Here is a 24,106-nt window from a genome sequence, read left to right on the forward strand (position 1 = left end):
GGCACAAGGTAAGTTCAGCCTCGAAACGCCTTTTTTCACATTTTTTTTACAAACGGAAGCTTCTCACATTGCCAGCACTTTGCGACAGAAAACGTAGGATTTTTCTGAAATTGTCCGGTATGCCACTAGACCAGTACAAAGTCTCCCGCGCAGGACCGCCTGCAAGCAGATCGGAGCGGGACAAAAGACGCTGTAACTGACGCGCCACCGCAGCGCCGGTATCGATCAGGGTGACCGATTCGGGAAGCATTTCTCGCAGCAGCGGCTTAAGAAACGGATAGTGCGTACAGCCCAGTATGACGGTGTCACAGCGCGCTGCCAGCAAAGGCTGGACATAGCGCGCCAACAGCTCACGAATCTGCGGGCTGGTCAGATCGCCGGTTTCGATCAGTTCGACCAGCCCGGGGCAAGGCTGCGTCACAACCTGCACGTCGCTGGCAAAACGATCCAGCAGTGCCGCGAATCTGGCGCTCTGCAGTGTCCCGGTGGTCGCCAGCACGCCGACCACACCACTGCGCGTGGCCTCGGCCGCAGGTTTTACCGCAGGCTCCATGCCCACAATCGGCCAGTCCGGATAGCGCTGACGAATATGCGCCACGCCCGCAGCGGTGGCGGTATTGCAAGCGACGACCAGCGCCTTGGCGCCTTGCTCGCGGAAAAAACCGGCAATTGTCAGGCAGCGCTCAATGATGAATTCAGGGCTTTTCTCGCCATAAGGAATATGCCCACAGTCCGCCAGGTACAACAGCGACTCGCTGGGCAATAACTGGCGAATTTCATTCAGCACGGAAAGCCCGCCCACCCCGGAATCAAAGATCCCGACCGGCGCATCGCTGCTGTGGCTCATGTGGATGTCAGGCATGCCCGCGCTGCCCGTTTGCCGGACCGCACACGCTGCATGCCGGATCGCGTTTGACTTTCAGCTCACGAAAACGGGTGCTGAGGGCATCGATCAATAACAGGCGCCCGACCATCGGCTCGCCGAAACAGGCCAGGATCTTCAAGGCTTCCAACGATTGCAGACTGCCGACCAGCCCCACCAGAGGCCCGATGACACCGGCTTCGCTGCAGGTCAATTCGGCTTCGCTGCCATGGCCATACAAACAGTGATAGCAAGGGCTGTCGTCACGACGCGGATCGAAAACCGACAGTTGGCCCTCAAGACGGATCGCTGCGCCGCTGACCAATGGTTTGCGCGCCGCAACGCAGGCCGCATTGACCGCCTCGCGCGTGGCGAAGTTGTCGGAACAATCGAGCACCAGATCCACAGCATTTACCGCCGCGTTCAGTGAGTCCGCGTCCAGTGCCGCACGATGGGCAATCAGGGTGATTTCAGGATTTATTGCGCTGAGTCGAGCCATGGCCGAGTCGACCTTGGAAAGACCGATGCCTGGCGTATCGTGGATGATCTGGCGCTGTAGATTGGTCAGATCAACATGGTCAAAATCCGCCAGGTGCAGCTCGCCCACCCCGGCAGCGGCCAGATAAAGAGCCACTGGCGATCCAAGCCCACCCACGCCCACGACCAGCGCACGGCTCTGCTTGAGTCGCAGTTGGCCGTCGATGTCGACATGTTGCAACAGAATCTGCCGGCTGTAGCGCAGCAGTTCCTGATCACTCAGCACGGCTTGCATCCGAAGGTAATGCGCTCGTGCTCGCCCAGGTCGCGTCGGGTCTGGATGCGCTCGAAGCCCTGGCGAATCAGCAGCTCGCGCACGGCAGGGCCCTGATCATAACCATGCTCCAGCAACAACCAGCCTTCCGCATTCAGATGGGCAGGCGCCTGTTCGATGATCGTCCGCAGATCGTCCAGCCCATCGGCCCCGGCGACCAGCGCACTGCTCGGTTCGAAACGCACGTCACCGGCCGCCAGATGCGGATCAGTGTCGGAGATATAGGGCGGATTGCTGATGATCAGATCGAACTGGCGACCTTGCAGGCTGCTGAACCAGTGGCTTTCAAAGACTTCGGCATTGTTCAGTTGCAGGCGCTGTCGATTGCGCTCGGCCAGCGCAACGGCTTCAGCCACACGGTCGACCGCAGTCACCTTCCACTGCTGGCGATCGCTGGCTAATGCCAGACCGATTGCACCGGTCCCGGTGCCAAGATCCAGCACCTGAGCAGATGCAAAAGCGGGCACTAATTCCAGCGCCGCCTCGACCAGCATTTCAGTCTCCGGTCGCGGTATCAACGTGTGCGGCGCGACTTCAAGGTCCAGCTTCCAGAAGCCTTGCTGACCGAGAATGTAAGCCACCGGCTCACCCTTGCGTCGACGTTCCAGATAGCCTGCAAATGCCACTGCAGCTTCAGTGCTGACGATGCGCTCGGGCCAGGTGTGCAGAAAACTGCGTGGTTTGCCCAGTGCTGCCGCGAGCAGCAGTTCGACATCAAGCCGTGCAGTGGGTGAATCGGGAAGCTCGGCGCTTCTTAGCACACTTGCGATGATGGTCATTTAATCACCCAGTGCCGCAAGTTGATCAGCCTGATATTCAGCGAGTAGCGGCTCTATCACTGCATCAACTCCGCCCGCCAGCACTTCATCCAGCGAGTACAGGGTCAGATTGACACGGTGATCCGTCACTCGCCCCTGAGGAAAATTGTACGTGCGGATACGCTCCGAACGATCACCCGACCCGACGAGCAGTTTGCGCTCACTGGCGATGGCATTGGCAGCCGCGCTGGTCTGTTGATCATTCAGTTTGGCAGATAACCAGGACATTGCCCGGGCTCTGTTCTTATGCTGCGAACGCTCTTCCTGACACTCGACAACGATGCCCGATGGCAAGTGAGTGATACGGATCGCCGAGTCAGTCTTGTTGACGTGCTGACCACCGGCCCCCGACGAACGATAGGTGTCGACGCGCAGGTCGGCCGGGTTGATTTCGATCGCTTGCTGCTCATCAGGCTCCGGCAGGACCGCAACGGTACAGGCCGACGTATGGATGCGGCCCTGGGATTCGGTCTCGGGCACGCGCTGTACACGGTGCGCGCCAGACTCAAATTTCAGTTTGCCGTAAACACTGTCACCCTCGACCCGCGCGATGACTTCCTTGTAACCGCCGTGCTCGCCCTCGTTTTCGGAGAGTACTTCCACCCGCCAGCCACGTCGCTCGGCATAACGCGAATACATGCGAAACAGGTCGCCAGAGAAGATCGCGGCTTCATCACCGCCGGTTCCCGCACGGATTTCCAGAAACACGTTGCGACCGTCGTTCGGGTCCTTGGGCAGCAGCATGCGCTGCAATTGAGCTTCCAGCTCGACCAGTTGCTGTTTTGTCTCGCGCACTTCCTCGACAGCCATTTCGCGCATGTCCGGGTCGCTGTCTTTGAGCAGAGCCTGTGCGCCGTCAAGATCGCCCTGCACCTTGAGCAACTGCGTGTAGAGCGCAACAACCGGCTCCACCTCGGCGTACTCACGGGAATAAGCGCGAAAGCGTGTCTGATCGCTGATGACTTCCGCGTCGCCTAGCAGCGCGGTCAGTTCCTCGAAACGGTCGCTGAGTACATCCAGCTTATTGAGCAGTGAAGCTTTCATTGCGGGGGTTTATCCGTCGAGCCCTCACCGAGGGCAAAAAGTTCCTGGGCCATGGCCAGCGCATCCACGCGACCTTCAGCAGACAGCTTCTTCAGTTGCACACTGGGCGCGTGCAGCAATTTGTTGGTCAGCCCGCGTGCCAGCTGGATCAGCACCTCTTCGGCATTGCTGCCGTTGGCCAGCATGCGCTGCGCCTTGCTCAATTCTTCGTCGCGCAACCGCTCGCTCTGCTGACGGTAAGCGCGCAATACGTCGACCGCCGCCAGTTCGCGCAGGCGCGACATGAAGTCTTCGGCACCGACACTGACCAATTGTTCGGCAGCCAGTGCCGCACCCTGACGGCTCTTGAGGTTTTCTGCCACTACTTCATGCAGATCATCGACGCTGTACAGGTAAACGTCGTCCAGCTCGCCGACTTCCGGTTCGATGTCGCGCGGTACGGCGATGTCGACCATGAAAATAGGTTTGTGCTTACGCAGTTTCAGCGCACTTTCCACCGCACCCTTGCCGAGAATCGGCAACTGACTGGCGGTGGAGCTGATAACGATGTCGCTGTTGACCAGTTCAGCAGGAATATCCGAGAGCAGCACCGCATGCGCACCAAACTCGGCGGCGAGCATGCTGGCACGCTCCAGCGTTCGGTTAGCCACCACGATTCGCTTGACGCCAAGGTCATGCAGGTGCCGGGCGACCAGAGTAATGGTCTCGCCTGCACCGATCAACAACGCCTGACTGCGTTGCAGGTCGCTGAAAATCTGTTTCGCAAGGCTGACTGCGGCAAACGCCACTGAAACCGGGTTTTCACCGATTGCGGTGTCTGTGCGCACCTGTTTGGCGGCGCTGAATGTGGCCTGAAACAGGCGACCGAGCAATGGCCCGACCGTTCCGGCTTCGCGGGCAACGGCATACGCGGACTTCATCTGACCGAGAATCTGCGGCTCGCCCAGCACCAGCGAGTCCAGCCCCGACGCCACGCGCATCATGTGACGCACTGCCGCATCATCCTCATGGACATAGGCGCTGGCGCGCAACTCTTCCAGGCTGAGGTGATGGTAATTGGCAAGCCAGGCCAGAATGCTGTCGGCCGCGAGGTGATCATGTTCGATGTACAGTTCGCTGCGATTGCATGTCGAAAGGATCGCAGCCTCACGACTGTCGGTCAGGCGACACAGCTGTTGCAGCGCCTCGACCAGCTGTTCCGGGGTAAATGCCACACGCTCGCGAACGTCGACCGAGGCGGTCTTATGGTTGATACCGAGTGCAAGGAAGGCCATTCAGGGTCGCAAGTGGTGACATGAAGCCGGTAATTGTCCTACTTCGATAGGTTCAGAACAACCACCGCATATTATTGTCCCACTACAATCGCACGTTGTCGGCAGCGCTTTGAGGCCGGCAACGCAGCAAACATCAGCATTGCATCAGTTTTTCCGACGGCTGTGGGTTTTGCCGACAGCCTTGTGTCATGATGCTCACACCGCAGGTAAGCCGCCCTTCTTATATATGAATAGATCCTCCGCGTTGTTCCTAGCTCTTGCCTTTCTAGGTGGCTGCCAGTCCATGGCCCCCGCTACGTCGCAACCCGTGACAGCCCAGAAAGATGCACCTCCCGCGCCTGAAGCCAAGCCGCAGGTGTACGGCTCGTTCACTCAGGACACCCTGGTCAGCCTGTTGAGCGCGGAGCTGGCTGGCCAGCGCAACCGTTTCGATATCGCGCTGGATAACTACGTGACCCAGGCGATCAAGACTCAGGACCCTGGCGTTTCGGAGCGTGCCTACCGTATTGCCGAGTACATGGGCGCGGATCAGTCTGCACTGCAAACAGCGCTGATCTGGGCAAAAAACGATCCGAAGAATCTGGAGGCACAACGCGCCGCTGCGATCCAGCTGGCACGTGCCGGGCGTTATGACGACTCTCTGGTGTACATGGAGAGAGTCCTGCAAGGCCAGGGCGATACCCATTTTGACTTCCTCGCACTGTCCGCGGCGGAAACCGACCCGGACACCCGCAATGGCCTGCTTAAAAGTTTCGACCGACTGCTGGGTAAATACCCCAACAACGGTCAGCTGATTTTCGGCAAGGCGCTGCTGCTCCAGCAGAACGGCGACGCCGAGCAGTCGCTCAAGCTGCTTGAAGACAACCCGCCGAAAGAAGGCGAAGTCGCGCCTATTCTGTTGCACGCACGCTTGCTGCAAAGCATGAATCGCGGCAAGGAAGCGGTGCCCCTGCTGGAAAAAAGCATCAAGAAGTACCCGGACGACAAGCGCCTGCGCCTGACGTATGCGCGCATGCTGGTCGAACAGAACCGCATGGAAGACGCCAAAGTACAGTTCGCTGCGCTTTTGCAGCAGTACCCCGATGACGACGAGTTGCGCTTTTCGCTGGCACTGGTCTGCCTCGAAGCCAAGGCCTGGGATGAAGCAGCAGGTTACCTCGAAGAACTGATTGCCCGAGGCGCGCATGTGGATTCGGCGCATTTGAATCTGGGCCGCATTCACGAGGAGCGCGAGGACCCGCAAAGCGCGCTTAATGAATACGCTCAAGTCGGCCCGGGGCCGGACTATCTCGCCGCGCAGTTGCGCCAGGCCGATATTCTGGTCAGCAATGGCAACGGCGCGGAAGCCGCCAAACGGCTTTCCGAAGCGCGCGCCGAAGAGCCGGATTACGCAATCCAGCTGTACCTCATCGAAGCCGAGACGCTGACCAGCAATGATCAGTTGGATCGTGGCTGGCAGGTCCTGAGCCAGGCGCTCAAGCAATATCCGGACGACGTCAATCTGCTTTATACGCGGGCCATGCTGGCTGAAAAGCGCAATGACCTGACCCAGATGGAAAAAGACCTGCGCACCATCATCAAGCGCGAACCGGAAAACGCCATGGCGCTGAACGCGCTGGGGTACACCCTTTCGGACCGCACGACCCGCTACGCAGAAGCCCGAGCACTGATCGAGAAAGCCCACAAGATCAACCCCGATGATCCAGCAGTACTCGACAGCCTTGGCTGGGTGAACTACCGCATGGGGAATCTGGACGCCGCCGAAGGCTATCTGCGTCAGGCCCTTGAGCGCTTTCCCGACCATGAAGTAGCAGCGCATCTGGGCGAAGTACTGTGGGCCAAGGGCGAGCAGCGCGAAGCCCGTAAAGTCTGGGCAAAAGCCCTGGAACAGCAACCCGACAGCCCTATTCTGCGCAGCACCCTGCAGCGCTTGACCGGATCAGAGAACCTTTGACGTTATGTTTTTGCGCCACGTAATCGTATTCAGCCTTATCGCCCTGCTCACCGGCTGCGCCGGACTCACTTCCCGCGAAGCCGTTCAGGGCAAGGGCGATCCCGCGCAATGGCGCGAACATAAACAGCAATTGAGCAGCCTCGATGGCTGGCAGATCAACGGCAAGGTCGGTATTCGTGCGCCGAAGGATTCCGGCAGCGGCACCCTGTTCTGGCTACAGCGCCAGGACTACTACGATATTCGCCTGTCCGGTCCGCTGGGCCGGGGCGCTGCGCGACTGACCGGCCGGCCGGGTGCCGTGGCACTGGAAGTGGCCAATCAGGGTCGCTACGAGGCCGCGACACCGGAGTCGCTGCTGCAGGATCAACTGGGCTGGAAACTGCCCGTTTCGCATCTCGTGTGGTGGGTCCGCGGCTTGCCCGCCCCCGACAGCAAGAGCAGCGTGACGCTGGATGGCGACAGCCGCCTGGCGAGCCTGATTCAGGATGACTGGCAGGTGGAATACCTCAGTTATGTCGAACAGAACGGCTACTGGCTGCCTGAGCGCATCAAGCTGCACGGTCAGGACCTCGACGTCACACTGGTCATCAAGGACTGGCAGCCTCGCAAACTGGGGCAATAAGCATGCGTACGCCACAACTGGTACTGCCTGCCCCGGCCAAGTTAAACCTGATGCTGCACATTCTTGGGCGTCGTCCTGACGGCTACCACGAACTGCAAACCCTGTTTCAGTTTCTCGATCATGGCGACGAGCTGGGCTTCGCCGTTCGCGAGGACGGCGAAATCCGTCTGCAGACCGACGTCCCCGGCGTCCCCCATGACAGTAACCTGATCGTCAAAGCTGCCCGCGCCCTGCAGCAACAGTCAGGTTGCACGCTGGGCATGGACATCTGGCTGGAAAAACGCCTGCCTATGGGCGGCGGCATCGGTGGTGGAAGTTCCGATGCGGCCACTACCCTGCTCGGCCTGAATCATTTGTGGCAACTGGGTTGGGATGAAGATCGTCTCGCCGCGCTGGGCCTGACGCTGGGTGCCGACGTACCTGTTTTTGTGCGTGGCCGTGCAGCGTTTGCTGAGGGTATCGGTGAAATACTGACCCCGGAAAACCCTGAAGAACCATGGTATTTGGTGCTCGTGCCGCAAGTCGCTGTAAGTACAGCAGAAATTTTTTCAGATCCGTTGTTGACACGCGACACTCCGCCCATTAAAGTGCGCCCCGTTCCCAAGGGAAACAGTCGAAATGACTGTAAAGCGGTTGTAGAGAGGCGTTACCCGGAAGTACGTAACGCTTTGAATTTGTTAGGTAAATTTACCGAAGCAAAATTAACCGGAACTGGAAGTTGTGTGTTTGGGGCCTTCCCAAACAAAGCTGAAGCTGATAAAGTCTCGGCCCTTCTTGCAGAGACCCTTACGGGGTTCGTAGCGAAAGGAAGTAACATCTCGATGTTGCATCGCAAGCTGCAAATTCTGTAGCAGGAATTGAGTGCAAAACACTCGATTGATTCAATTACAGGGGCGTCGCCAAGCGGTAAGGCAGCAGGTTTTGATCCTGCCATGCGTTGGTTCGAATCCAGCCGCCCCTGCCATTTTCTATACTCATCCAGGTTACCCTCAGCCTCTAGGTACTGCGCGTGTCCAAGATGATGGTCTTTACGGGGAACGCCAACCCCGATCTCGCTCGGCGTGTAGTACGTCAGCTGCATATCCCACTGGGTGATGTTTCTGTTGGAAAATTTTCCGACGGCGAAATCAGCACTGAGATTAATGAAAACGTCCGCGGTAAAGACGTCTTCATCATTCAGCCGACCTGCGCTCCGACGAACGATAACCTGATGGAACTCGTCGTGATGGCTGATGCCTTCCGCCGCTCCTCAGCGTCCCGAATCACTGCTGTGATTCCTTACTTTGGTTATGCCCGCCAGGATCGCCGTCCGCGCTCCGCACGTGTTGCTATCAGCGCGAAAGTCGTTGCCGATATGCTTACCGTGGTGGGAATCGATCGTGTACTCACGGTTGATCTTCATGCTGACCAGATTCAGGGTTTCTTCGATATTCCGGTAGATAACATCTACGGCTCCCCCGTTCTGGTGGACGACATCGAAGACCAGCGCTTTGAAAACCTGATGATCGTTTCCCCGGATATCGGTGGCGTCGTGCGTGCACGTGCTGTTGCCAAATCCCTGGGCGTCGATCTCGGGATCATCGACAAGCGCCGCGAGAAAGCCAATCACTCCGAAGTGATGCATATCATCGGTGATGTCGAAGGGCGTACCTGTATTCTGGTTGATGACATGGTCGATACCGCAGGCACTCTGTGCCACGCGGCCAAGGCCCTGAAAGAGCATGGCGCTGCCAAGGTCTTTGCCTACTGCACACACCCTGTGCTTTCGGGTCGGGCGATCGAAAACATTGAAAACTCCGTGCTGGACGAACTGGTGGTCACTAACACCATCCCGTTGTCCGCCGCGGCTCAAGCTTGTGGCCGTATCCGTCAACTGGACATTGCCCCGGTAGTCGCCGAAGCGGTTCGCCGCATCAGCAACGAAGAATCGATCAGCGCGATGTTCCGTTAAGGGTTCGCCCTTGACCTGCATCCCGCTGACGAAAAGCGCCCCGCCCTGACATCCGGTCAGGGCGGGGCTTTTTTGCCCATACCGTCCTAGCGCTGGTCGCAAACGCAACGGCGGATGTGGTTAATTTGGAGATACAACATGAACGAATTTACCCTGAATGCAGAACAGCGTTCCGACCTGGGGAAAGGTGCGAGCCGCCGCCTGCGTCGTCTCGCCAGCCTGGTTCCAGCTGTCGTCTACGGTGGCAACAAAGCCCCTGAGTCCATCAGCATGCTGGCCAAAGAAGTTGCCAAACTGCTCGAAAACGAAGCGGCTTACAGCCACATCATCGAGCTGAATGTTGGCGGCACCAAGCAAAACGTCATCATCAAGGCACTGCAACGTCACCCGGCCAAAGGCCACGTGATGCACGCTGACTTCGTACGCGTTGTTGCTGGTCAGAAACTGACCGCAATCGTACCTGTCCACTTCATCGGTGAAGAAACTCCGGTCAAGAAAGGCGGCGAAGTTTCGCACGTTACCTCCGAACTGGAAGTTTCCTGCCTGCCGAAAGATCTGCCTGAGTTCATCGAAGTAGACGTGTCTGCTCTGGAAATCGGTTCGATCGTTCACCTGTCCGACGTCAAAGCGCCTAAAGGCGTCGAGTTCGTTGCACTGGCACACGGCAACGACCTGGCTATCGCCAACGTCCACGCACCACGTGTAGTCGCTGACGAAGCTGACGAAAAAGAAGAAGGCGCTGCCGAGTAATCATTTACTTGGCAACGTCGGAGTTGCTCAGGAAACACCGCGAGCGATAGCAGGCAAAGCGGGCGGGATCGCGGAGTTTACATCATGGTAAATGAGCAGTTTTCGTCCACATTGCCGCTGTCGCCAGCGGTCTAACCCCAACTCCAAAGGAAGAGCCCCTGTCGTGACCGCCATACAACTGATCGTGGGCCTGGGAAATCCAGGTGCTGAATACGAACAGACCCGGCATAACGCAGGGGCTCTTTTCGTTGAGCGTATTGCTGCGGCGCAACGAGTCAATCTCGTTCCCGAGCGCAAATTCTTCGGCCTGACCGGACGCTTCACGCATCAGGGTCAGGATGTTCGTCTGCTGATTCCCACCACCTACATGAACCGCAGCGGCCAGGCCGTCGCGGCACTCGCCGGTTTCTACCGGATTCCGGTCGAGTCGATTCTGGTGGCGCATGACGAACTTGATCTGCCTCCGGGCGTTGCCAAACTCAAAGTGGGCGGCGGCCATGGCGGTCATAACGGCCTGCGCGACATCATCGCGCAGCTCGGCAACCAGAACACTTTTCATCGCTTGCGGCTTGGCATTGGCCACCCGGGCGATGCCAGCAAGGTATCCGGTTTTGTCCTGGGTCGAGCGCCACGCGCCGAACAGGAAAAACTGGACGCCAGTATCGACTTTGCCCTCGGCGTGCTGCCGGATATCTTCGCCGGTGAATGGAACCGGGCGATGAAAAACCTGCACAGCCAGAAGGCCTGACATCACTCGAGGGGAAACACCATGGGATTCAATTGCGGCATCGTCGGCCTGCCTAACGTCGGCAAGTCCACCCTGTTCAACGCCCTGACCAAATCCGGTATTGCGGCCGAGAACTTCCCCTTCTGCACCATCGAGCCGAACACCGGTATCGTGCCGATGCCCGACCCGCGTCTGGCGGCCCTGGCAGCCATCGTCAACCCGAAGCGCATCCTGCCAACCACCATGGAGTTCGTCGACATCGCCGGCCTCGTGGCAGGTGCCTCCAAGGGCGAAGGCCTGGGCAACAAGTTCCTCGCCAACATCCGCGAGACTGACGCCATCGCCCACGTAGTGCGCTGCTTCGAAGACGAAAACGTGATTCACGTTTCCAACAGCGTCGACCCCAAGCGCGACATCGAGATCATCGATCTGGAGCTGATCTTCGCCGACCTCGACAGCTGCGAAAAGCAACTGCAAAAGGTCACACGTAACGCCAAGGGCGGCGACAAGGACGCAGTGGTCCAGAAAGGCCTGCTCGAGCAACTGATTGCACACTTCAGCGAAGGCAAGCCGGCACGCAGCCTGATGAAGCGCATGAGCAATGACGACAAAGCCGTCATTCGTGGCTTCCACCTGCTGACCACCAAACCGGTCATGTACATCGCCAACGTCGCCGAAGACGGCTTCGAGAACAACCCGCTGCTGGACGTGGTCCGTGCCATCGCCGAAGAAGAAGGCGCGATGCTGGTACCGGTCTGCAACAAGATCGAAGCAGAAATCGCCGAGCTGGATGACGGCGAAGAGAAAGACATGTTCCTCGAAGCCCTGGGCCTAGAAGAACCCGGCCTGAACCGCGTGATTCGCGCAGGCTATGAAATGCTCCACCTGCAGACTTACTTCACCGCAGGCGTTGAAGAAGTCCGCGCCTGGACCGTCCGCGTCGGCGCTACCGCACCACAGGCCGCTGGCGTGATCCACACCGACTTCGAAAAAGGCTTTATTCGCGCCGAAGTGGTGGCCTATGACGACTTCATCCAGTTCAAGGGCGAAGCCGGCGCCAAGGAAGCGGGTAAGTGGCGTCTGGAAGGCAAGGAATACATCGTTAAAGACGGTGATGTGATGCATTTCAGGTTTAATGTGTAAGCCACAAGCAGCATTCAGGGGAACCTCCAGAGAGCAGGTCCCTTAGCGCAGAAGCCCCATTCTTTGGGGCTTTTGCGTTTTAATGCCTCGGCTTGATGAAACAGGTTTCACGATCGCGGGCACCCCAAAATTATTTTGCTGGGGATACGTATGTTTCTATGTAAAATATCGTTCTTAAACCGCCGTTCATCCACATCATTTTAGACACTAATGTTTAACGCAAACAGATGTCTTAAGACGGCGACTGATCAGCGATTGTTTCCACGGACCAGGCAGAGCCTTGTCATAACCCAAGGTAGATACTCTTTTGAAGATCTTAGTAACAGGCGGTGCTGGCTTCATCGGTTCGGCGGTCATTCGGCACATCATTGCCAATACGACCGACTCCGTCGTAAACGTCGACAAGCTTACCTATGCGGGCAATCTTGAATCACTTCAGTCCGCCGACAAGAGCGAGCGTTACGCTTTTGAACACGTAGACATCTGCAACCGTGAGGATGTGGATCGGGTTTTTAAACAGCATCAGCCCGATGCCGTCATGCACCTGGCTGCCGAATCCCACGTTGATCGCTCAATCACCGGTCCGTCGGAATTCATCCAGACCAACATTATTGGCACCTATACGCTGCTTGAAGCTGCACGCGGCTACTGGAGCCAACTGGACGAAGCGCGCAAAGCCAACTTTCGCTTCCACCATATTTCGACCGATGAAGTGTATGGCGATCTGGAAGGCCCGGAAGATCTCTTCACGGAAACAACCCCATATCAGCCAAGCTCACCCTACTCGGCCAGCAAGGCCAGCTCCGACCACTTGGTACGTGCATGGAGCCGCACCTACGGCCTGCCAACGCTGGTCACCAACTGCTCGAACAATTACGGCCCGTGCCATTTCCCCGAGAAGTTGATCCCTCTGATCATCCTCAACGCGCTGGAAGGCAAGCCACTGCCCATTTACGGGAAAGGCGATCAGGTGCGTGACTGGCTCTACGTCGAAGACCATGCCCGCGCACTTTACAAAGTCGTAACCGAGGGCGAGATCGGCGAGACTTACAACATCGGTGGTCACAACGAGAAGCAGAACCTCGAAGTGGTACACGCGGTCTGCGCCCTTCTCGACCAACTGCGTCCTGACTCCGCTCATCTTCCGCATGCAAGCCTGATCACTTATGTTCAGGACCGTCCGGGCCACGACCTGCGCTACGCTATCGATGCCAGCAAAATCCAACGAGAGCTGGGCTGGGTGCCGGAAGAAAGCTTCGAATCCGGAATTCGCAAGACCGTGCAGTGGTATCTCGATAATCCTGAGTGGGTAGCTCACGTCAAAAGCGGCAGCTACCAGCAGTGGATAGATAAAAACTACACAGCACGCGCCGATAAATGATGAAAATTCTTCTGCTGGGAAAAAACGGCCAGGTTGGCTGGGAGCTGCAGCGTTCGCTCGCTGTAGTGGGCGAAGTGGTTGCTCTTGATCGCCATACTGTTTCGACGGCCTACGGAGAGCTTACTGGCGATCTGTCTGACCTGAACGGTTTGCGAAACACCCTTCGCAGCGTTCAACCTCAGGTTATCGTCAACGCAGCAGCCTATACAGCTGTCGACAAGGCCGAAACCGAGCGAGAGCTCGCGCACACGGTCAATGCGCTGGCAAGTCAGGTCCTTGCAGAAGAGGCCCTCACGCTGGACGCGCTGTTGGTTCATTACTCGACCGACTACGTGTTCGACGGTACGGGAGGCACTGCATGGAAAGAAAGCGATGCGGTGTCTCCGGTCAACTATTACGGCGCAACCAAACTAGAAGGCGAGCAACTTATTGCTGCCTCAGGCTGCAAACACCTGATCTTCCGTACCAGCTGGGTGTACGCAGCGCGCGGCAACAACTTTGCCAAGACCATGCTGCGTCTTGCAAAAGATCGCCCGACGATGAATGTAATCGCCGATCAGATTGGCGCCCCTACAGGTGCGGAATTGCTGGCCGACATCGCGACAGCAGCCTTGCAGCAGACGCTTTCAAGGCCAGAGCTTTGCGGCATCTATCATCTGGCACCTGCTGGCGAAGTGTCATGGCACGCCTATGCGCAATATGTAATTGATTTCGCGCGCGACCACGGGGAACCCTTGGCGGTAGAAACGATCAACCCCATCGGCACGATCGAATACCCGACGCCAGCGCAACGCCCTCTGAATTCGCGTTTGAACACAGAAAAGCTGCGCCACAATTTTTCTCTGCACCTGCCTGACTGGCAAAGTGGTGTAGCCCGAATGCTCATGGAAACTCTGAATAAATGACCACCATTAATCGTAAAGGCATCATCCTGGCCGGCGGCTCGGGCACTCGCTTGCATCCGCTCACCCTTGGCGTATCCAAGCAGATGCTGCCGATCTACGACAAGCCGATGATTTTCTACCCTCTGTCAGTGCTGATGCTGGCAGGCATGCGTGAAGTGCTGATCATTTCAACACCAGAAGACTTGCCAAGCTTCCGCAAACTGCTGGGCGACGGCAGCCAATACGGCATTCAGCTCACCTATGCCGAGCAACCTACTCCTGATGGCCTGGCACAAGCCTTCATCATCGGAGAAGAATTCATCGGCAAGGACCCTTGCTGCCTGATCCTGGGCGACAACATTTTTTACGGCCAACACTTCTCCGACAACCTGCGCTCTGCCAGCCAGCAGACTAACGGTGCAACTGTTTTCGGCTATCACGTTTCCGACCCGGAGCGCTTTGGTGTTGTCGAGTTCGACGATACAGGTCGTGCCTTGAGCATCGAAGAGAAGCCTGCGGCTCCGAAGTCCAGCTATGCAGTCACTGGCCTGTACTTCTACGACAATCAGGTTGTTGAAATCGCGAAGAACATCAAGCCGTCCGAGCGCGGCGAGCTGGAAATCACCGATGTAAACCGTGCCTACCTTGAGCAGAAGAGTCTGACCGTAGAAATTCTCGGTCGTGGCTTTGCCTGGCTTGACACGGGGACTCACGAATCGCTGCTGGAAGCGAGCCATTTTGTGCACACCATCGAGCAGCGCCAAGGCTGGAAAGTAGCGTGCCTGGAAGAGATTGCCTACACCAACGGCTGGATCACTGCAGCTCAGTTGGGTGAGCAGGCTCAGAAACTGAAGAAGACTGGTTATGGCCAGTATTTGCAGAAGCTGCTTGATCTGGGCTCGTTTTAAGACTGTAAACTTCATCCCCCATACCGCAAGGCTGTGAACAGCATGGCATCTGTTTTCCCCAGGGTAGCCGTGCTACTGGCAGCCTATAACGGTATGGCGTGGATAGAGGCGCAACTTGAGTCCCTACTGAAGCAGACAAATGTCTGCGTCAGCGTATTCATCAGTGTCGATACTTCCTCGGACGGCACTGAAGCGTGGTGTGCTGACTATGCGCAACGCCATGCGAATATCTACCTGCTACCGCCCGCCGGACGATTCGGTGGAGCGTCACGCAACTTTTTTCGCCTGATCAGGGATGTCGACTTCTCGTCGTTTGATTACGTAGCGTTCTCCGATCAGGACGATATTTGGTACCAGGACAAGCTTGAGCGTGCTGTATCGACCCTGACGTCGGGTAAGCATGACGCCTACTCAAGCAATGTCATCGCATTCTGGCCCCATGGACAGCGAGTATTACTGGACAAGGCCCAGCCTCAGGTTCGATGGGACCATATGTTCGAAGCGGCCGGCCCCGGTTGTACCTATGTATTGAAACGCCCGCTTGCGGACGCTTTCAAGGCATCGCTCACTTCACATTGGGAATCAGCGCAGGCTGTCAGCCTGCATGACTGGTACTGCTACGCATTTGCTCGCAGTCACGGCTACCGATGGTTTATCGATCCGGCTCCCGGCATGGACTACCGTCAACATGCCAATAATCAGGTCGGCGCCAATACCGGACTTGCATCACTCATCACGCGCCTGAAAATGATTACCGACGGCTGGTGGGCGGGACAGGTGCTGCTGATTAGCCAGTTGACCGGAAGCGATGAGGTTCTGTTTACGAGAAAGACGACCGGTACACGATGGTTATTTCTCCGACTCGCTTTCAAGGCCGGACAATGTCGCAGAAGGCCCCGCGACAAGATTTTCTTCATCATCGCCTGCCTGGCAGCGCTGCTGAACAAACCTGAACGGCGAAATAATCACTAGCTCCACACGGTGCTCATTCAGAGCGATCCACCTTCGTCGCCCCACGACGACCTATCGCAACCCCTTGAAAATAAAAGATTTAAATGGATAAACGTGACTGCAATCATCCGCAGCATAGATATCGGCGCCGCACAGCAATCGCCTAATTTCACGGGGCACTGAATGTTCTACGGCAGCGGCATATGTTAATGTGCAAGCCTTTGTTTTCGGTATTCAGACGCTCAACCAGGCAGGTAGCAGGGCAAACGGAACCAGAGCTGAAAGGGTGGGTCACTTGTACCGCCCAGCAAGGATGACAGGACTAGCGTTGCCCTTGAGGCGATGAGTGCGAATGGCCGATACGCTTTATTTTGTGAACCGTCCTGCAATGAAAATTTCGCGTGACTCCTCGTTGCAACCTACATCGGAAAAATTACAAATAGACGATGCATGCCCCGCGCCTCGCAGCAACAAAGGCTTACCTCCTTATCCAGCGCAGCTACTCTCCGCCCAGGTGGGCAGCCCATGGCTCACCTCGATGCCAGTGAGCTCAGATATCGCAGAACGCTTTTCACCAGCGTTACCCAATTCCATGGCGCAAGCGTCTTCCAATAGACGCCTGTCCCAGCCAGGGCCGCATCAGCAGGCCCCGATGAGCATTTCGGAGATACGTTACCTATGAATGCAACACGCCTCGCCATTCCAGACGTCATCGTATTTGAGCCTAAAATCTTTGGCGACGATCGCGGTTTTTTCTTTGAAAGCTTTAATCAGAAGGCATTCGAAGAGGCTGTTGGCCGGCCAGTCAAATTCGTTCAGGACAACCACTCCCGTTCGGCCAAAGGCGTGCTTCGCGGTTTGCATTATCAAATTCAACAGCCGCAGGGCAAGCTTGTCAGGGTAACTGCGGGTGAAGTGTTCGATGTGGCAGTTGACCTGCGCAAAAGCTCACCGACCTTCGGCAAATGGGTGGGCCTGCATCTCACCGCCGAAAACAAAAAACAGCTCTGGATACCTGAAGGCTTTGCCCATGGTTTCGTCGTTTTGTCCGAAAGCGCGGAATTCCTCTACAAGACTACAGATTACTGGGCACCGGAACACGAGCGCAGCCTCGCGTGGAATGACACGACAGTTGGCGTTGAATGGCCGTTTAGCGATGCGCCATCACTTTCCGCCAAAGATCAGAAAGCCGTCGCGTTCGAAGACGCTGAGGTGTTCGCTTAATGAACCCTCATAAAACCCCTTCAGCGGGGCCTATACGCCTGGTTGCCAGCCTTTGGACGAACCGGTCATTGATCTCACAAATGACCAAGCGAGAAGTTATTGGCCGTTATCGCGGCTCAGTGATGGGCCTGGCCTGGTCATTCTTCAATCCGGTCTTGATGCTGGCTGTTTACACCTTCGTCTTTTCCGAAATTTTCAGCGCGCGCTGGGTTGGCGTGGACACTGGCAAAGGCGGCTTTGCGATTCTGCTTTTCGTCGGGATGATTGTGCATGGTTTGTTTGCAGAGTGCGCCAACAGAGCCCCCTCGCTGGTGATGAGCAACAGTAATTACGTCAAGAAAGTAGTGTTTCCGCTGGAGATTCTGCCGGTGATCACACTGGGCTCAGCGCTTTTTCACAGCTGCATAAGCTTGATAGTGCTCGTGATCGCACAACTGCTGATCTCGCACACACTTTTCTGGACAGCCCTGCTGTTCCCGCTGATTCTCGTGCCACTCATTCTAGGCACCTTGGGTATCAGCTGGTTTCTCGCGTCGCTGGGGGTGTACTTGCGCGATGTCGGCCACGTGATTACGGTTCTGACAACTGTCCTGCTGTTCCTCTCGCCGGTTCTTTACCCTGTGGCGGCACTCCCCGAAGTGTATCGTCCTTGGCTGCAGATGAACCCGCTCACCTACATTATCGAAGAGAGCCGCAGCGTGCTGCTGTTCGGCAACCTCCCTCATTGGGGCAGTCTGGGTATCGCCATTGCTATCGGCGCAGTGATCGCCGCCATGGGGTTCTGGTTCTTCCAAAAGACACGTAAAGGATTCGCTGATGTCATCTGATCAACCGGTTATCAGCGTACAAAACGTCTCGAAGTGTTTTTACACCTACGACAAGCCCCATGACCGCCTGAAGCAGGCACTGGTGCCGAGACTCCAGCGCTGGTCGGGTCAACCTGCGACGACTTACGGCAAGGAATTCTGGGCGCTGCGCGATATCAGCTTTGATGTCGGCAAAGGCGAAACGGTCGGTGTTGTCGGTCGAAACGGCTCTGGCAAGTCCACCTTGCTGCAGATCATTTGCGGTACGTTAAGCCCCACCATCGGCGAGATTCATACCCGTGGCCGGGTCGCGGCATTGCTGGAGCTGGGTTCGGGCTTCAATCCGGAGTTCACCGGTCGTGAAAACGTTTACCTGAACGCAGCAGTTCTTGGCTTGACTCGCGACGAAGTGGACGAGCGCTTTGATGCAATCGCCGGCTTCGCTGACATTGGTGAATTCCTTGACCAGCCGGTCAAATCATACTCAAGCGGCATGGCAGTACGCCTGGCATTTGCGGTTCAGGCGCAGGTCGAACCGGAAATCCTTGTTGTGGACGAGGCACTCTCCGTCGGTGATGCACGGTTTCAAGCGAAATGCTTCGAGCGTCTGAGGCAGCTCAAGGAAAACGGCACCAGCATCCTGCTCGTCACGCATTCCAGCGAACAGGTCGTTACTCACTGCAATCGCGCGATTTTGCTTGAAAAGAGCAGGATCGAAATGATTGGCGAATCGCGCCCGGTCATCAATCGTTATACCGACCTTCTGTTCGGGCGTGACAAGAGCCCTATCACCGACAAGAGCCTTGACTTGGCCGAAGCGGAGCGAGTTGAAGCAGCGCCAGTTGAAACCGACAAGATAGCGCTAAGGTTCGATGAGGACGTGTACGCCAGCAGACCTGGCTACAACCCTCATGAATACCGATGGGGAGATGGGGCGGCAACGCTTCTCGACTTCCATATGAATGCATCGGGACGAGAATTTCCCAACAGTGTCGAGTCAGGTGAAGACATCGTTCTTGACCTGGCGCTGCAATTCAACCGTACGGTGGTCAATCCGATTATCGGTTTTACGATCAAGACCAAAGAGGGTGTGACCGTATACGGCACTAACTCTTATATGCAGGATTGCGACGGCACGGCCTTGATAGGCAGCGCTGGCAGACAGGCAAAAGCACGTGTGAAATTCAGAAACGCACTGGCGACCGGTGATTACTTCATTTCCATAGGTATTGCCTCCCGGCAAAGCGAAGAAATCGTGCCCCACGACAGACGCTATGACTCGATACATTTTATTGTAGAACCTACTCCGAAGCTCTTAGGCCTGATAGACCTTTGCGCCTCCATGGAAATTGAACCGGTAATTGTCGATGTTTGAACTTGATAGATATGGCTACCTCCTGGATTCAGACACCGCGGTATGGGTGCGCACTGATTATCAAGGTATTGCCTACAGCGACGGCGACAGCTCGGAAAACGAGCTGGCGAAGATAGTTTGTGAAGCGAGCGATGTGTCGGTGTTGTCGAGCGAGCTTCCGCACTACTGCACGGACTGGCCAAAGCTTTATCACCTGAGTTCTACTCGCGGAAACATCTTTCGGCCGTTCGACCATCTTCTGAAAGATAAATCAGTTCTAGAAATCGGTGCGGGTTGCGGTGCGATCAGCCGCTACCTCGGCGAGGTCGGTGCCAACGTACTCGCGCTGGAAGGCAGCCCCCGCCGCGCTGCAATTGCAGCGAGCAGAACACGTGACTTGGATAACGTCACAGTGCTTGCTGAACGGTTCGACGACTTCAAGGTTGATCAGACATTCGACGTAGTGACACTCATCGGTGTACTAGAATACGCCAGCATGTTCAGCAATGACGAAAATCCTGCGCTAGGGATGCTGGAGCGGGTTCGAAAGCTGCTCAAGCCTGACGGACATCTGTTTATTGCCATCGAGAACCAACTCGGCCTCAAATATTTTGCTGGCGCGCCGGAAGATCACGTTGGTGTAGCGATGTATGGCATTGAAGGGCGGTACGCCGACCGCCAGCCGAAAACATTTGGCCGTAAAGGACTAGACGAATTGATAGCCCGTGCAGGGTTTGCATCATCAAGCTTTTTATCACCTTATCCCGACTACAAGATTCCAAATTCTCTAATAACTGAGAACGGTTTCAAAACCGATAAATTCGACGCAGCGGCATTGGCCTGCCAGAACACCAGGAAAGATCCACAGTTACCATCGACTACTACGTTTAACCTTGAAAGAGCCTGGCCTGTAGTCATCGAGAATCACTTGGGCATGGACCTCGCCAACTCTTTTCTGGTTGTTGCATCGTGCCAGCAGTATGAGGCAGTTCCTGCCGACGTCCTGGCCTACCACTACAGTACAGGTCGCAATGCCGAATACTGCAAGGCATCGGTTTTCATCGATAAGCCGGAAGGAATCGAGGTTCAATATCAGCGCTTGGCCGGTATCGAATCAGAGGAGAGCCCGGGAGATCCCTTCAGGTTCATACTTCCTGCGGCTCACGGCTACGCAAAAGGCGATTTGCTCAGCTTGCAATTCCTTGATGCCTCAACCACGCAAAACTGGACGGTTGAGACCTTCACTCCATTCTTAAAGACATATCTGGATAGCCTCAGCTATCTCTTGGCTGCCGAAGGGCATGCAAGCGCGCTTGATAATATCGACGTCTGCCTGCCAGGTCATTACATCGACGCAGTTTCCCAGAACATCATTATCGATGGCGAAGGTAAACCGCACCTTATAGATATCGAATGGGAGATGAAGGAAGGCGTCGAGCTGGGGCACCTGCTGATGCGCGGCCTCCTGCTGCTGATCGCCTCTACAATTCCTTTCTACCCAAGCACCACCATGATCAGCCGACGCGATTTTATTCTCCAGTTGATAGGCCATGCAGGCCTTGACATTACTGAAGAAGAGCTGAATCGCTATGCCGTTCTGGAAGCCATGTTTCAAGAACGGGTGACCGGTCGTGAGGCTGCGAGCTTTCTAAACTGGTCACCAGAAGCAACCATTCAGAAAATGGGTTCCCTGAAAGACAAAACGCCTAAATTAGCGACACTCTACATGGGCGATGCGGATGGAAATTTCAAAGAAGAGCGGACGATAAGTCAGTTTGTACATGATGGACGCCAGACGCTAGTGTTCACAGTCCCTGCGACGTACCGATGCGCCACGTTGCGATTTGACCCCACGAACATCCGTCAGTCATTTTCGATTGACGCAATTACCATCTTTGAAGCGAATGTGAAGGTGTGGTCCTGGAGCGATAGCGCACAGGCACCTCTTAACGCTGCTGGCACTACCGCCTTTGTTAATGATGTCAATGACAGCACGATGTTCATGGCGTTGGATGATGATCCCCACATTGTACTTCCGGTTGATCTCAATTCGCTATTAGCAGGGAAGTCGTTCAAAATACAGATCGCGTTTACTTTATTCACGGAAGGCCAGGTCGCTGAACGACTCCTTCAACAGGAAGAGGAGCTCAAGCTAGCGCTTGAGTCTATATCGGATTTGAATCTTAAAGATCGCTCAGCTCTAGAGGCTGTTGAAGTAGCTAACCTCGCAGCGGAGGAAAGTCATCGCCTGGCGTTGGAAGATATTGAAGCTGAAAATCTGGCCGTGCAGGAAAAGCATCGACTTGCCCTGGAAAAGCTGGAAGCCGAACACTTGGCGTCTCAGGAAAGCTATTTGCTCGCCCTGAAAGAACGTGAAGCTGCAAATCTGGCCGCCCAAGAGAGTCACCGCATAGCGACTGAAAACCTTGAGGCCGCCAACCTCCAGGTTCAGGCCGATCACCTTCGGGTATTAGCAGATATCGATGCCGCTACAGTCGACGCTCTAGAAAAACACCGTGCTAAATTGGCAGAGTATGAGATTGCTATCCTGGCTGCACAGGAAAATCACCGCCAAGCATTGATCGACAAAGATACGCATGTTCACAACCTTAATCTGCACATTATGGCAATGCAGTCATCGCAAAGCTGGAAATTAACGGCCCCTCTAAGAAAAATAGCCAGATCACTTTTCCGGGCCAAACGTGTCGCCTCCTCGCTTCCATTGATTATTCAACGCGGGGGAGGTCTTTCCAGCACCGCCAAAAAAGCTTATCAAGTCTGGCGGCTTAGGGGCCTGACTGGCGTTATTGCACAAGCCCGTTGGGTACGAGGTGAAGCGCAACATGCTTTCGTTGGAAGCGAGCTTCGCGAAGTTCCGGATCGACATGATTATTCTCGCTGGGTACAGTACTACGACACTCTGGGCGACGCAGAGATCAGTCGTATCAATGAGCACATGAATCGCTGGGTTGAATACCCGCTCATTTCTATCATCATGCCGGTCTATAATCCGCCACTGGACCTTTTGCGTGAAGCAGTAGACAGCGTACGTGCGCAGCTCTACACCAATTGGGAACTATGTCTCGCTGACGATGCATCGACGAACCCTGCCGTCATCGAATACCTGAAATCTCTCAAGGCACAAGACAAACGCATCAAAGTCGTCTTCCGCGGCAGCAATGGTCATATATCTCAGGCCAGTAACTCTGCGCTGGAAGTAGCCAAAGGCGTGTTCGTTGCCCTTATGGATAATGACGATTTGCTACCTGCTCACGCGCTTTACTGGGTTGCCCGCACAATCCGTGAAAACCCGGAAGTGGGTGTGATCTACTCTGATGAGGACAAGATCGATACCGATGGCAATCGTAGCGCGCCTTATTTCAAGTCGGACTGGAACGAGTTTCTGTTTCGCTCACAAAATATGATCTGTCACCTTGGCGCCTATCGTCGTGACCTCGTCAATGAGGTTGGGCAATTCCGTACAGGATTTGAGGGTGCTCAGGATTACGACCTGGCCCTGCGATGCGTAGAAAAACTCAGAAGTGATCAGATCATCCACATCCCACGTGTGCTTTATCACTGGCGTATACATGCTGGCAGTACGGCAATGGCAGGCGACGAAAAACCTTATGCTGCATTGGCGGGTGTCAAAGCACTTGATGAACACCTGCAGCGTAAAGGCGGGGTTGGTACGACAGAGTTGTTACCCACCGGTCAGTATCGTGTGCACTACAACCTGCCGGAAACACTGCCGCTGGTTACGCTTGTCATCCCGACGCGGAATGCTCACGCATTAGTGAAGCAGTGTATTGACAGCATCCAGAATCTAACTACGTACAAGAATTATGAAATCATTCTGATAGACAACGGTTCGGATGATCCTGAATCGTTGGAATACTTCGCGAAAATTGATCAGGAAGACAATATTCGCGTGCTGCGTGACGATGGTCCGTTCAACTATTCTGCGCTTAACAACGGCGCTGTACGTATTGCCAATGGTGAGTTGATCGGTCTTATCAACAACGACATTGAAGTTATCACGCCGGAGTGGCTTGGCGAGATGGTCTCGATTGCGTTGCAGCCCAAGGTAGGAGCGGTAGGCGCAAGACTGTGGTATCCCGATAACAGGCTGCAACATGGCGGCGTTGTAGTAGGGATAGGTGGTGTTGCAGGCCATGCGCATAAATACCTTCCAAAAGGTGCTCACGGCTATTTCTGCAGAGCAGAGTTGATTCAGGAATTCTCGGCAGTGACGGCCGCGTGCCTAATCATCAAAAAATCGATTTTTGACGAAGTCGGCGGTTTGAACGAAGCCGATTTGAAGATTGCTTTCAATGACGTGGATTTTTGTCTGAGGGTGCAGGAGGCAGGCTATCTTAACGTCTGGACGCCGTTCTCCGAACTGTACCACCACGAATCAGCTACGCGCGGCCTGGAAGACACCCCTCAAAAGCAGGAGCGATTCGGACAAGAGATCCGCTACATCAAAAATCGCTGGCCAAATATTATGGTCGACTACGCCTACAGCCCTAACTTGACGCTGGATCACGAAGACTTCAGCCTCGCCTGGCCTCCGAGGATCAAAAATTGATTCTGGAACTCTATAAGCCTACATGCAGCGTAGCGCAAACACTTGTTGTAT

General features: G+C 55.7%; 20 protein-coding genes and 1 tRNA gene. 16 read left to right on the forward strand and 5 right to left on the reverse strand.

Annotation, left to right across the window (positions count from 1 at the left end; all coding sequences use genetic code 11):
- Positions 1–46: 46 nt before the first annotated feature.
- The 5 genes from murI to hemA are packed head-to-tail and all read right to left on the reverse strand — an operon-like array spanning position 47 to position 4,809.
- Positions 47–862, reverse strand: coding sequence for a glutamate racemase (gene murI / locus N018_RS20445; protein ID WP_025390595.1), 816 nt, complete (start codon positions 860–862; stop codon positions 47–49).
- A complete protein-coding gene (locus tag N018_RS20450) occupies positions 855–1,625 on the reverse strand; it encodes a molybdopterin-synthase adenylyltransferase MoeB (RefSeq protein WP_195757152.1) in 771 nt (256 codons plus the stop codon). The genes murI and N018_RS20450 overlap by 8 nt, the downstream gene beginning before the upstream one ends.
- On the reverse strand, positions 1,619–2,452 hold the full coding sequence (gene prmC, locus N018_RS20455) for a peptide chain release factor N(5)-glutamine methyltransferase (protein ID WP_025390597.1): 834 nt from the start codon (positions 2,450–2,452) through the stop codon (positions 1,619–1,621). Before prmC ends, N018_RS20450 begins: the two co-directional genes overlap by 7 nt.
- A complete protein-coding gene (gene prfA, locus N018_RS20460; RefSeq protein WP_025390598.1) occupies positions 2,453–3,535 on the reverse strand; it encodes a peptide chain release factor 1 in 1,083 nt (360 codons plus the stop codon). It abuts the gene before it with no gap.
- Complete coding sequence (gene hemA / locus N018_RS20465) at positions 3,532–4,809, reverse strand: glutamyl-tRNA reductase (protein ID WP_024645453.1); 1,278 nt, start codon at positions 4,807–4,809, stop codon at positions 3,532–3,534. Before hemA ends, prfA begins: the two co-directional genes overlap by 4 nt.
- Positions 4,810–5,035: 226 nt before the next feature.
- On the opposite strand from hemA, the gene N018_RS20470 reads away from it, so the two are divergent.
- The 16 genes from N018_RS20470 (at position 5,036) to N018_RS20545 (ending at position 24,055) form a co-directional block, all read left to right on the forward strand.
- Positions 5,036–6,763: a tetratricopeptide repeat protein gene (locus tag N018_RS20470; protein ID WP_080265724.1), complete on the forward strand. Its 1,728-nt coding sequence runs from the start codon at positions 5,036–5,038 to the stop codon at positions 6,761–6,763.
- Between the two features lie 4 nt (positions 6,764–6,767).
- Positions 6,768–7,385, forward strand: a complete 618-nt coding sequence (gene lolB, locus N018_RS20475; RefSeq protein WP_025390599.1) for a lipoprotein insertase outer membrane protein LolB — start codon at positions 6,768–6,770, stop codon at positions 7,383–7,385.
- Positions 7,386–7,387: 2 nt separating this feature from the next.
- Positions 7,388–8,236: a 4-(cytidine 5'-diphospho)-2-C-methyl-D-erythritol kinase gene (gene ispE / locus N018_RS20480; protein WP_024645456.1), complete on the forward strand. Its 849-nt coding sequence runs from the start codon at positions 7,388–7,390 to the stop codon at positions 8,234–8,236.
- A gap of 38 nt (positions 8,237–8,274) precedes the next feature.
- Positions 8,275–8,349, forward strand: a tRNA-Gln gene (locus tag N018_RS20485).
- A gap of 45 nt (positions 8,350–8,394) precedes the next feature.
- Positions 8,395–9,336 carry a ribose-phosphate pyrophosphokinase gene (locus tag N018_RS20490; protein WP_003317125.1) on the forward strand — a complete coding sequence of 314 codons (942 nt, stop codon included), beginning with the start codon at positions 8,395–8,397 and terminating at the stop codon, positions 9,334–9,336.
- 138 nt (positions 9,337–9,474) lie between these two features.
- Positions 9,475–10,086 (forward strand): 50S ribosomal protein L25/general stress protein Ctc, encoded by a 612-nt coding sequence (locus tag N018_RS20495; protein ID WP_025390600.1) that lies wholly within the window; start codon positions 9,475–9,477, stop codon positions 10,084–10,086.
- Positions 10,087–10,249: 163 nt separating this feature from the next.
- Positions 10,250–10,834: an aminoacyl-tRNA hydrolase gene (gene pth / locus N018_RS20500; protein ID WP_024645458.1), complete on the forward strand. Its 585-nt coding sequence runs from the start codon at positions 10,250–10,252 to the stop codon at positions 10,832–10,834.
- A gap of 21 nt (positions 10,835–10,855) precedes the next feature.
- Entirely contained in the window at positions 10,856–11,956 is a 1,101-nt protein-coding gene (gene ychF / locus N018_RS20505; protein WP_024645459.1) for a redox-regulated ATPase YchF, read from the forward strand.
- A 307-nt stretch (positions 11,957–12,263) separates the two neighbouring features.
- Entirely contained in the window at positions 12,264–13,337 is a 1,074-nt protein-coding gene (gene rfbB / locus N018_RS20510) for a dTDP-glucose 4,6-dehydratase (protein ID WP_024645460.1), read from the forward strand.
- Positions 13,337–14,242, forward strand: coding sequence for a dTDP-4-dehydrorhamnose reductase (gene rfbD / locus N018_RS20515; protein WP_024645461.1), 906 nt, complete (start codon positions 13,337–13,339; stop codon positions 14,240–14,242). Before rfbB ends, rfbD begins: the two co-directional genes overlap by 1 nt.
- Positions 14,239–15,129 carry a glucose-1-phosphate thymidylyltransferase RfbA gene (gene rfbA, locus N018_RS20520; RefSeq protein ID WP_024645462.1) on the forward strand — a complete coding sequence of 297 codons (891 nt, stop codon included), beginning with the start codon at positions 14,239–14,241 and terminating at the stop codon, positions 15,127–15,129. Before rfbD ends, rfbA begins: the two co-directional genes overlap by 4 nt.
- A gap of 42 nt (positions 15,130–15,171) precedes the next feature.
- Positions 15,172–16,101, forward strand: coding sequence for a glycosyltransferase family 2 protein (locus N018_RS20525; protein WP_025390601.1), 930 nt, complete (start codon positions 15,172–15,174; stop codon positions 16,099–16,101).
- A 657-nt stretch (positions 16,102–16,758) separates the two neighbouring features.
- Complete coding sequence (rfbC, locus tag N018_RS20530) at positions 16,759–17,304, forward strand: dTDP-4-dehydrorhamnose 3,5-epimerase (RefSeq protein ID WP_025390602.1); 546 nt, start codon at positions 16,759–16,761, stop codon at positions 17,302–17,304.
- A complete protein-coding gene (locus N018_RS20535; RefSeq protein ID WP_025390603.1) occupies positions 17,304–18,131 on the forward strand; it encodes an ABC transporter permease in 828 nt (275 codons plus the stop codon). Before rfbC ends, N018_RS20535 begins: the two co-directional genes overlap by 1 nt.
- Positions 18,121–19,485, forward strand: coding sequence for an ABC transporter ATP-binding protein (locus tag N018_RS20540; protein ID WP_025390604.1), 1,365 nt, complete (start codon positions 18,121–18,123; stop codon positions 19,483–19,485). The genes N018_RS20535 and N018_RS20540 overlap by 11 nt, the downstream gene beginning before the upstream one ends.
- The gene (locus N018_RS20545) at positions 19,478–24,055 is read left to right on the forward strand and encodes a glycosyltransferase (RefSeq protein ID WP_024645467.1); all 4,578 of its coding nucleotides are present in this window, start codon (positions 19,478–19,480) and stop codon (positions 24,053–24,055) included. The genes N018_RS20540 and N018_RS20545 overlap by 8 nt, the downstream gene beginning before the upstream one ends.
- Positions 24,056–24,106: the final 51 nt, after the last annotated feature.

This window comes from Pseudomonas syringae CC1557, assembly GCF_000452705.1.
GTDB lineage: Bacteria > Pseudomonadota > Gammaproteobacteria > Pseudomonadales > Pseudomonadaceae > Aquipseudomonas > Aquipseudomonas syringae_F.

What these genes read in the sequence shown, in the direction of transcription:
- prfA (WP_025390598.1), bottom strand. Translation starts at nt 3,535, where the DNA reads ATGAAAGCTTCACTGCTCAATAAGCTGGATGTACTCAGCGACCGTTTC.
- ychF (WP_024645459.1), top strand. Translation starts at nt 10,856, where the DNA reads ATGGGATTCAATTGCGGCATCGTCGGCCTGCCTAACGTCGGCAAGTCC.
- N018_RS20525 (WP_025390601.1), top strand. Translation starts at nt 15,172, where the DNA reads ATGGCATCTGTTTTCCCCAGGGTAGCCGTGCTACTGGCAGCCTATAAC.
- N018_RS20540 (WP_025390604.1), top strand. Translation starts at nt 18,121, where the DNA reads ATGTCATCTGATCAACCGGTTATCAGCGTACAAAACGTCTCGAAGTGT.
- rfbD (WP_024645461.1), top strand. Translation starts at nt 13,337, where the DNA reads ATGAAAATTCTTCTGCTGGGAAAAAACGGCCAGGTTGGCTGGGAGCTG.
- rfbA (WP_024645462.1), top strand. Translation starts at nt 14,239, where the DNA reads ATGACCACCATTAATCGTAAAGGCATCATCCTGGCCGGCGGCTCGGGC.
- prmC (WP_025390597.1), bottom strand. Translation starts at nt 2,452, where the DNA reads ATGACCATCATCGCAAGTGTGCTAAGAAGCGCCGAGCTTCCCGATTCA.
- ispE (WP_024645456.1), top strand. Translation starts at nt 7,388, where the DNA reads ATGCGTACGCCACAACTGGTACTGCCTGCCCCGGCCAAGTTAAACCTG.
- N018_RS20470 (WP_080265724.1), top strand. Translation starts at nt 5,036, where the DNA reads ATGAATAGATCCTCCGCGTTGTTCCTAGCTCTTGCCTTTCTAGGTGGC.
- lolB (WP_025390599.1), top strand. Translation starts at nt 6,768, where the DNA reads ATGTTTTTGCGCCACGTAATCGTATTCAGCCTTATCGCCCTGCTCACC.
- N018_RS20545 (WP_024645467.1), top strand. Translation starts at nt 19,478, where the DNA reads ATGTTTGAACTTGATAGATATGGCTACCTCCTGGATTCAGACACCGCG.
- N018_RS20495 (WP_025390600.1), top strand. Translation starts at nt 9,475, where the DNA reads ATGAACGAATTTACCCTGAATGCAGAACAGCGTTCCGACCTGGGGAAA.
- rfbC (WP_025390602.1), top strand. Translation starts at nt 16,759, where the DNA reads ATGAATGCAACACGCCTCGCCATTCCAGACGTCATCGTATTTGAGCCT.
- hemA (WP_024645453.1), bottom strand. Translation starts at nt 4,809, where the DNA reads ATGGCCTTCCTTGCACTCGGTATCAACCATAAGACCGCCTCGGTCGAC.
- murI (WP_025390595.1), bottom strand. Translation starts at nt 862, where the DNA reads ATGCCTGACATCCACATGAGCCACAGCAGCGATGCGCCGGTCGGGATC.
- N018_RS20535 (WP_025390603.1), top strand. Translation starts at nt 17,304, where the DNA reads ATGAACCCTCATAAAACCCCTTCAGCGGGGCCTATACGCCTGGTTGCC.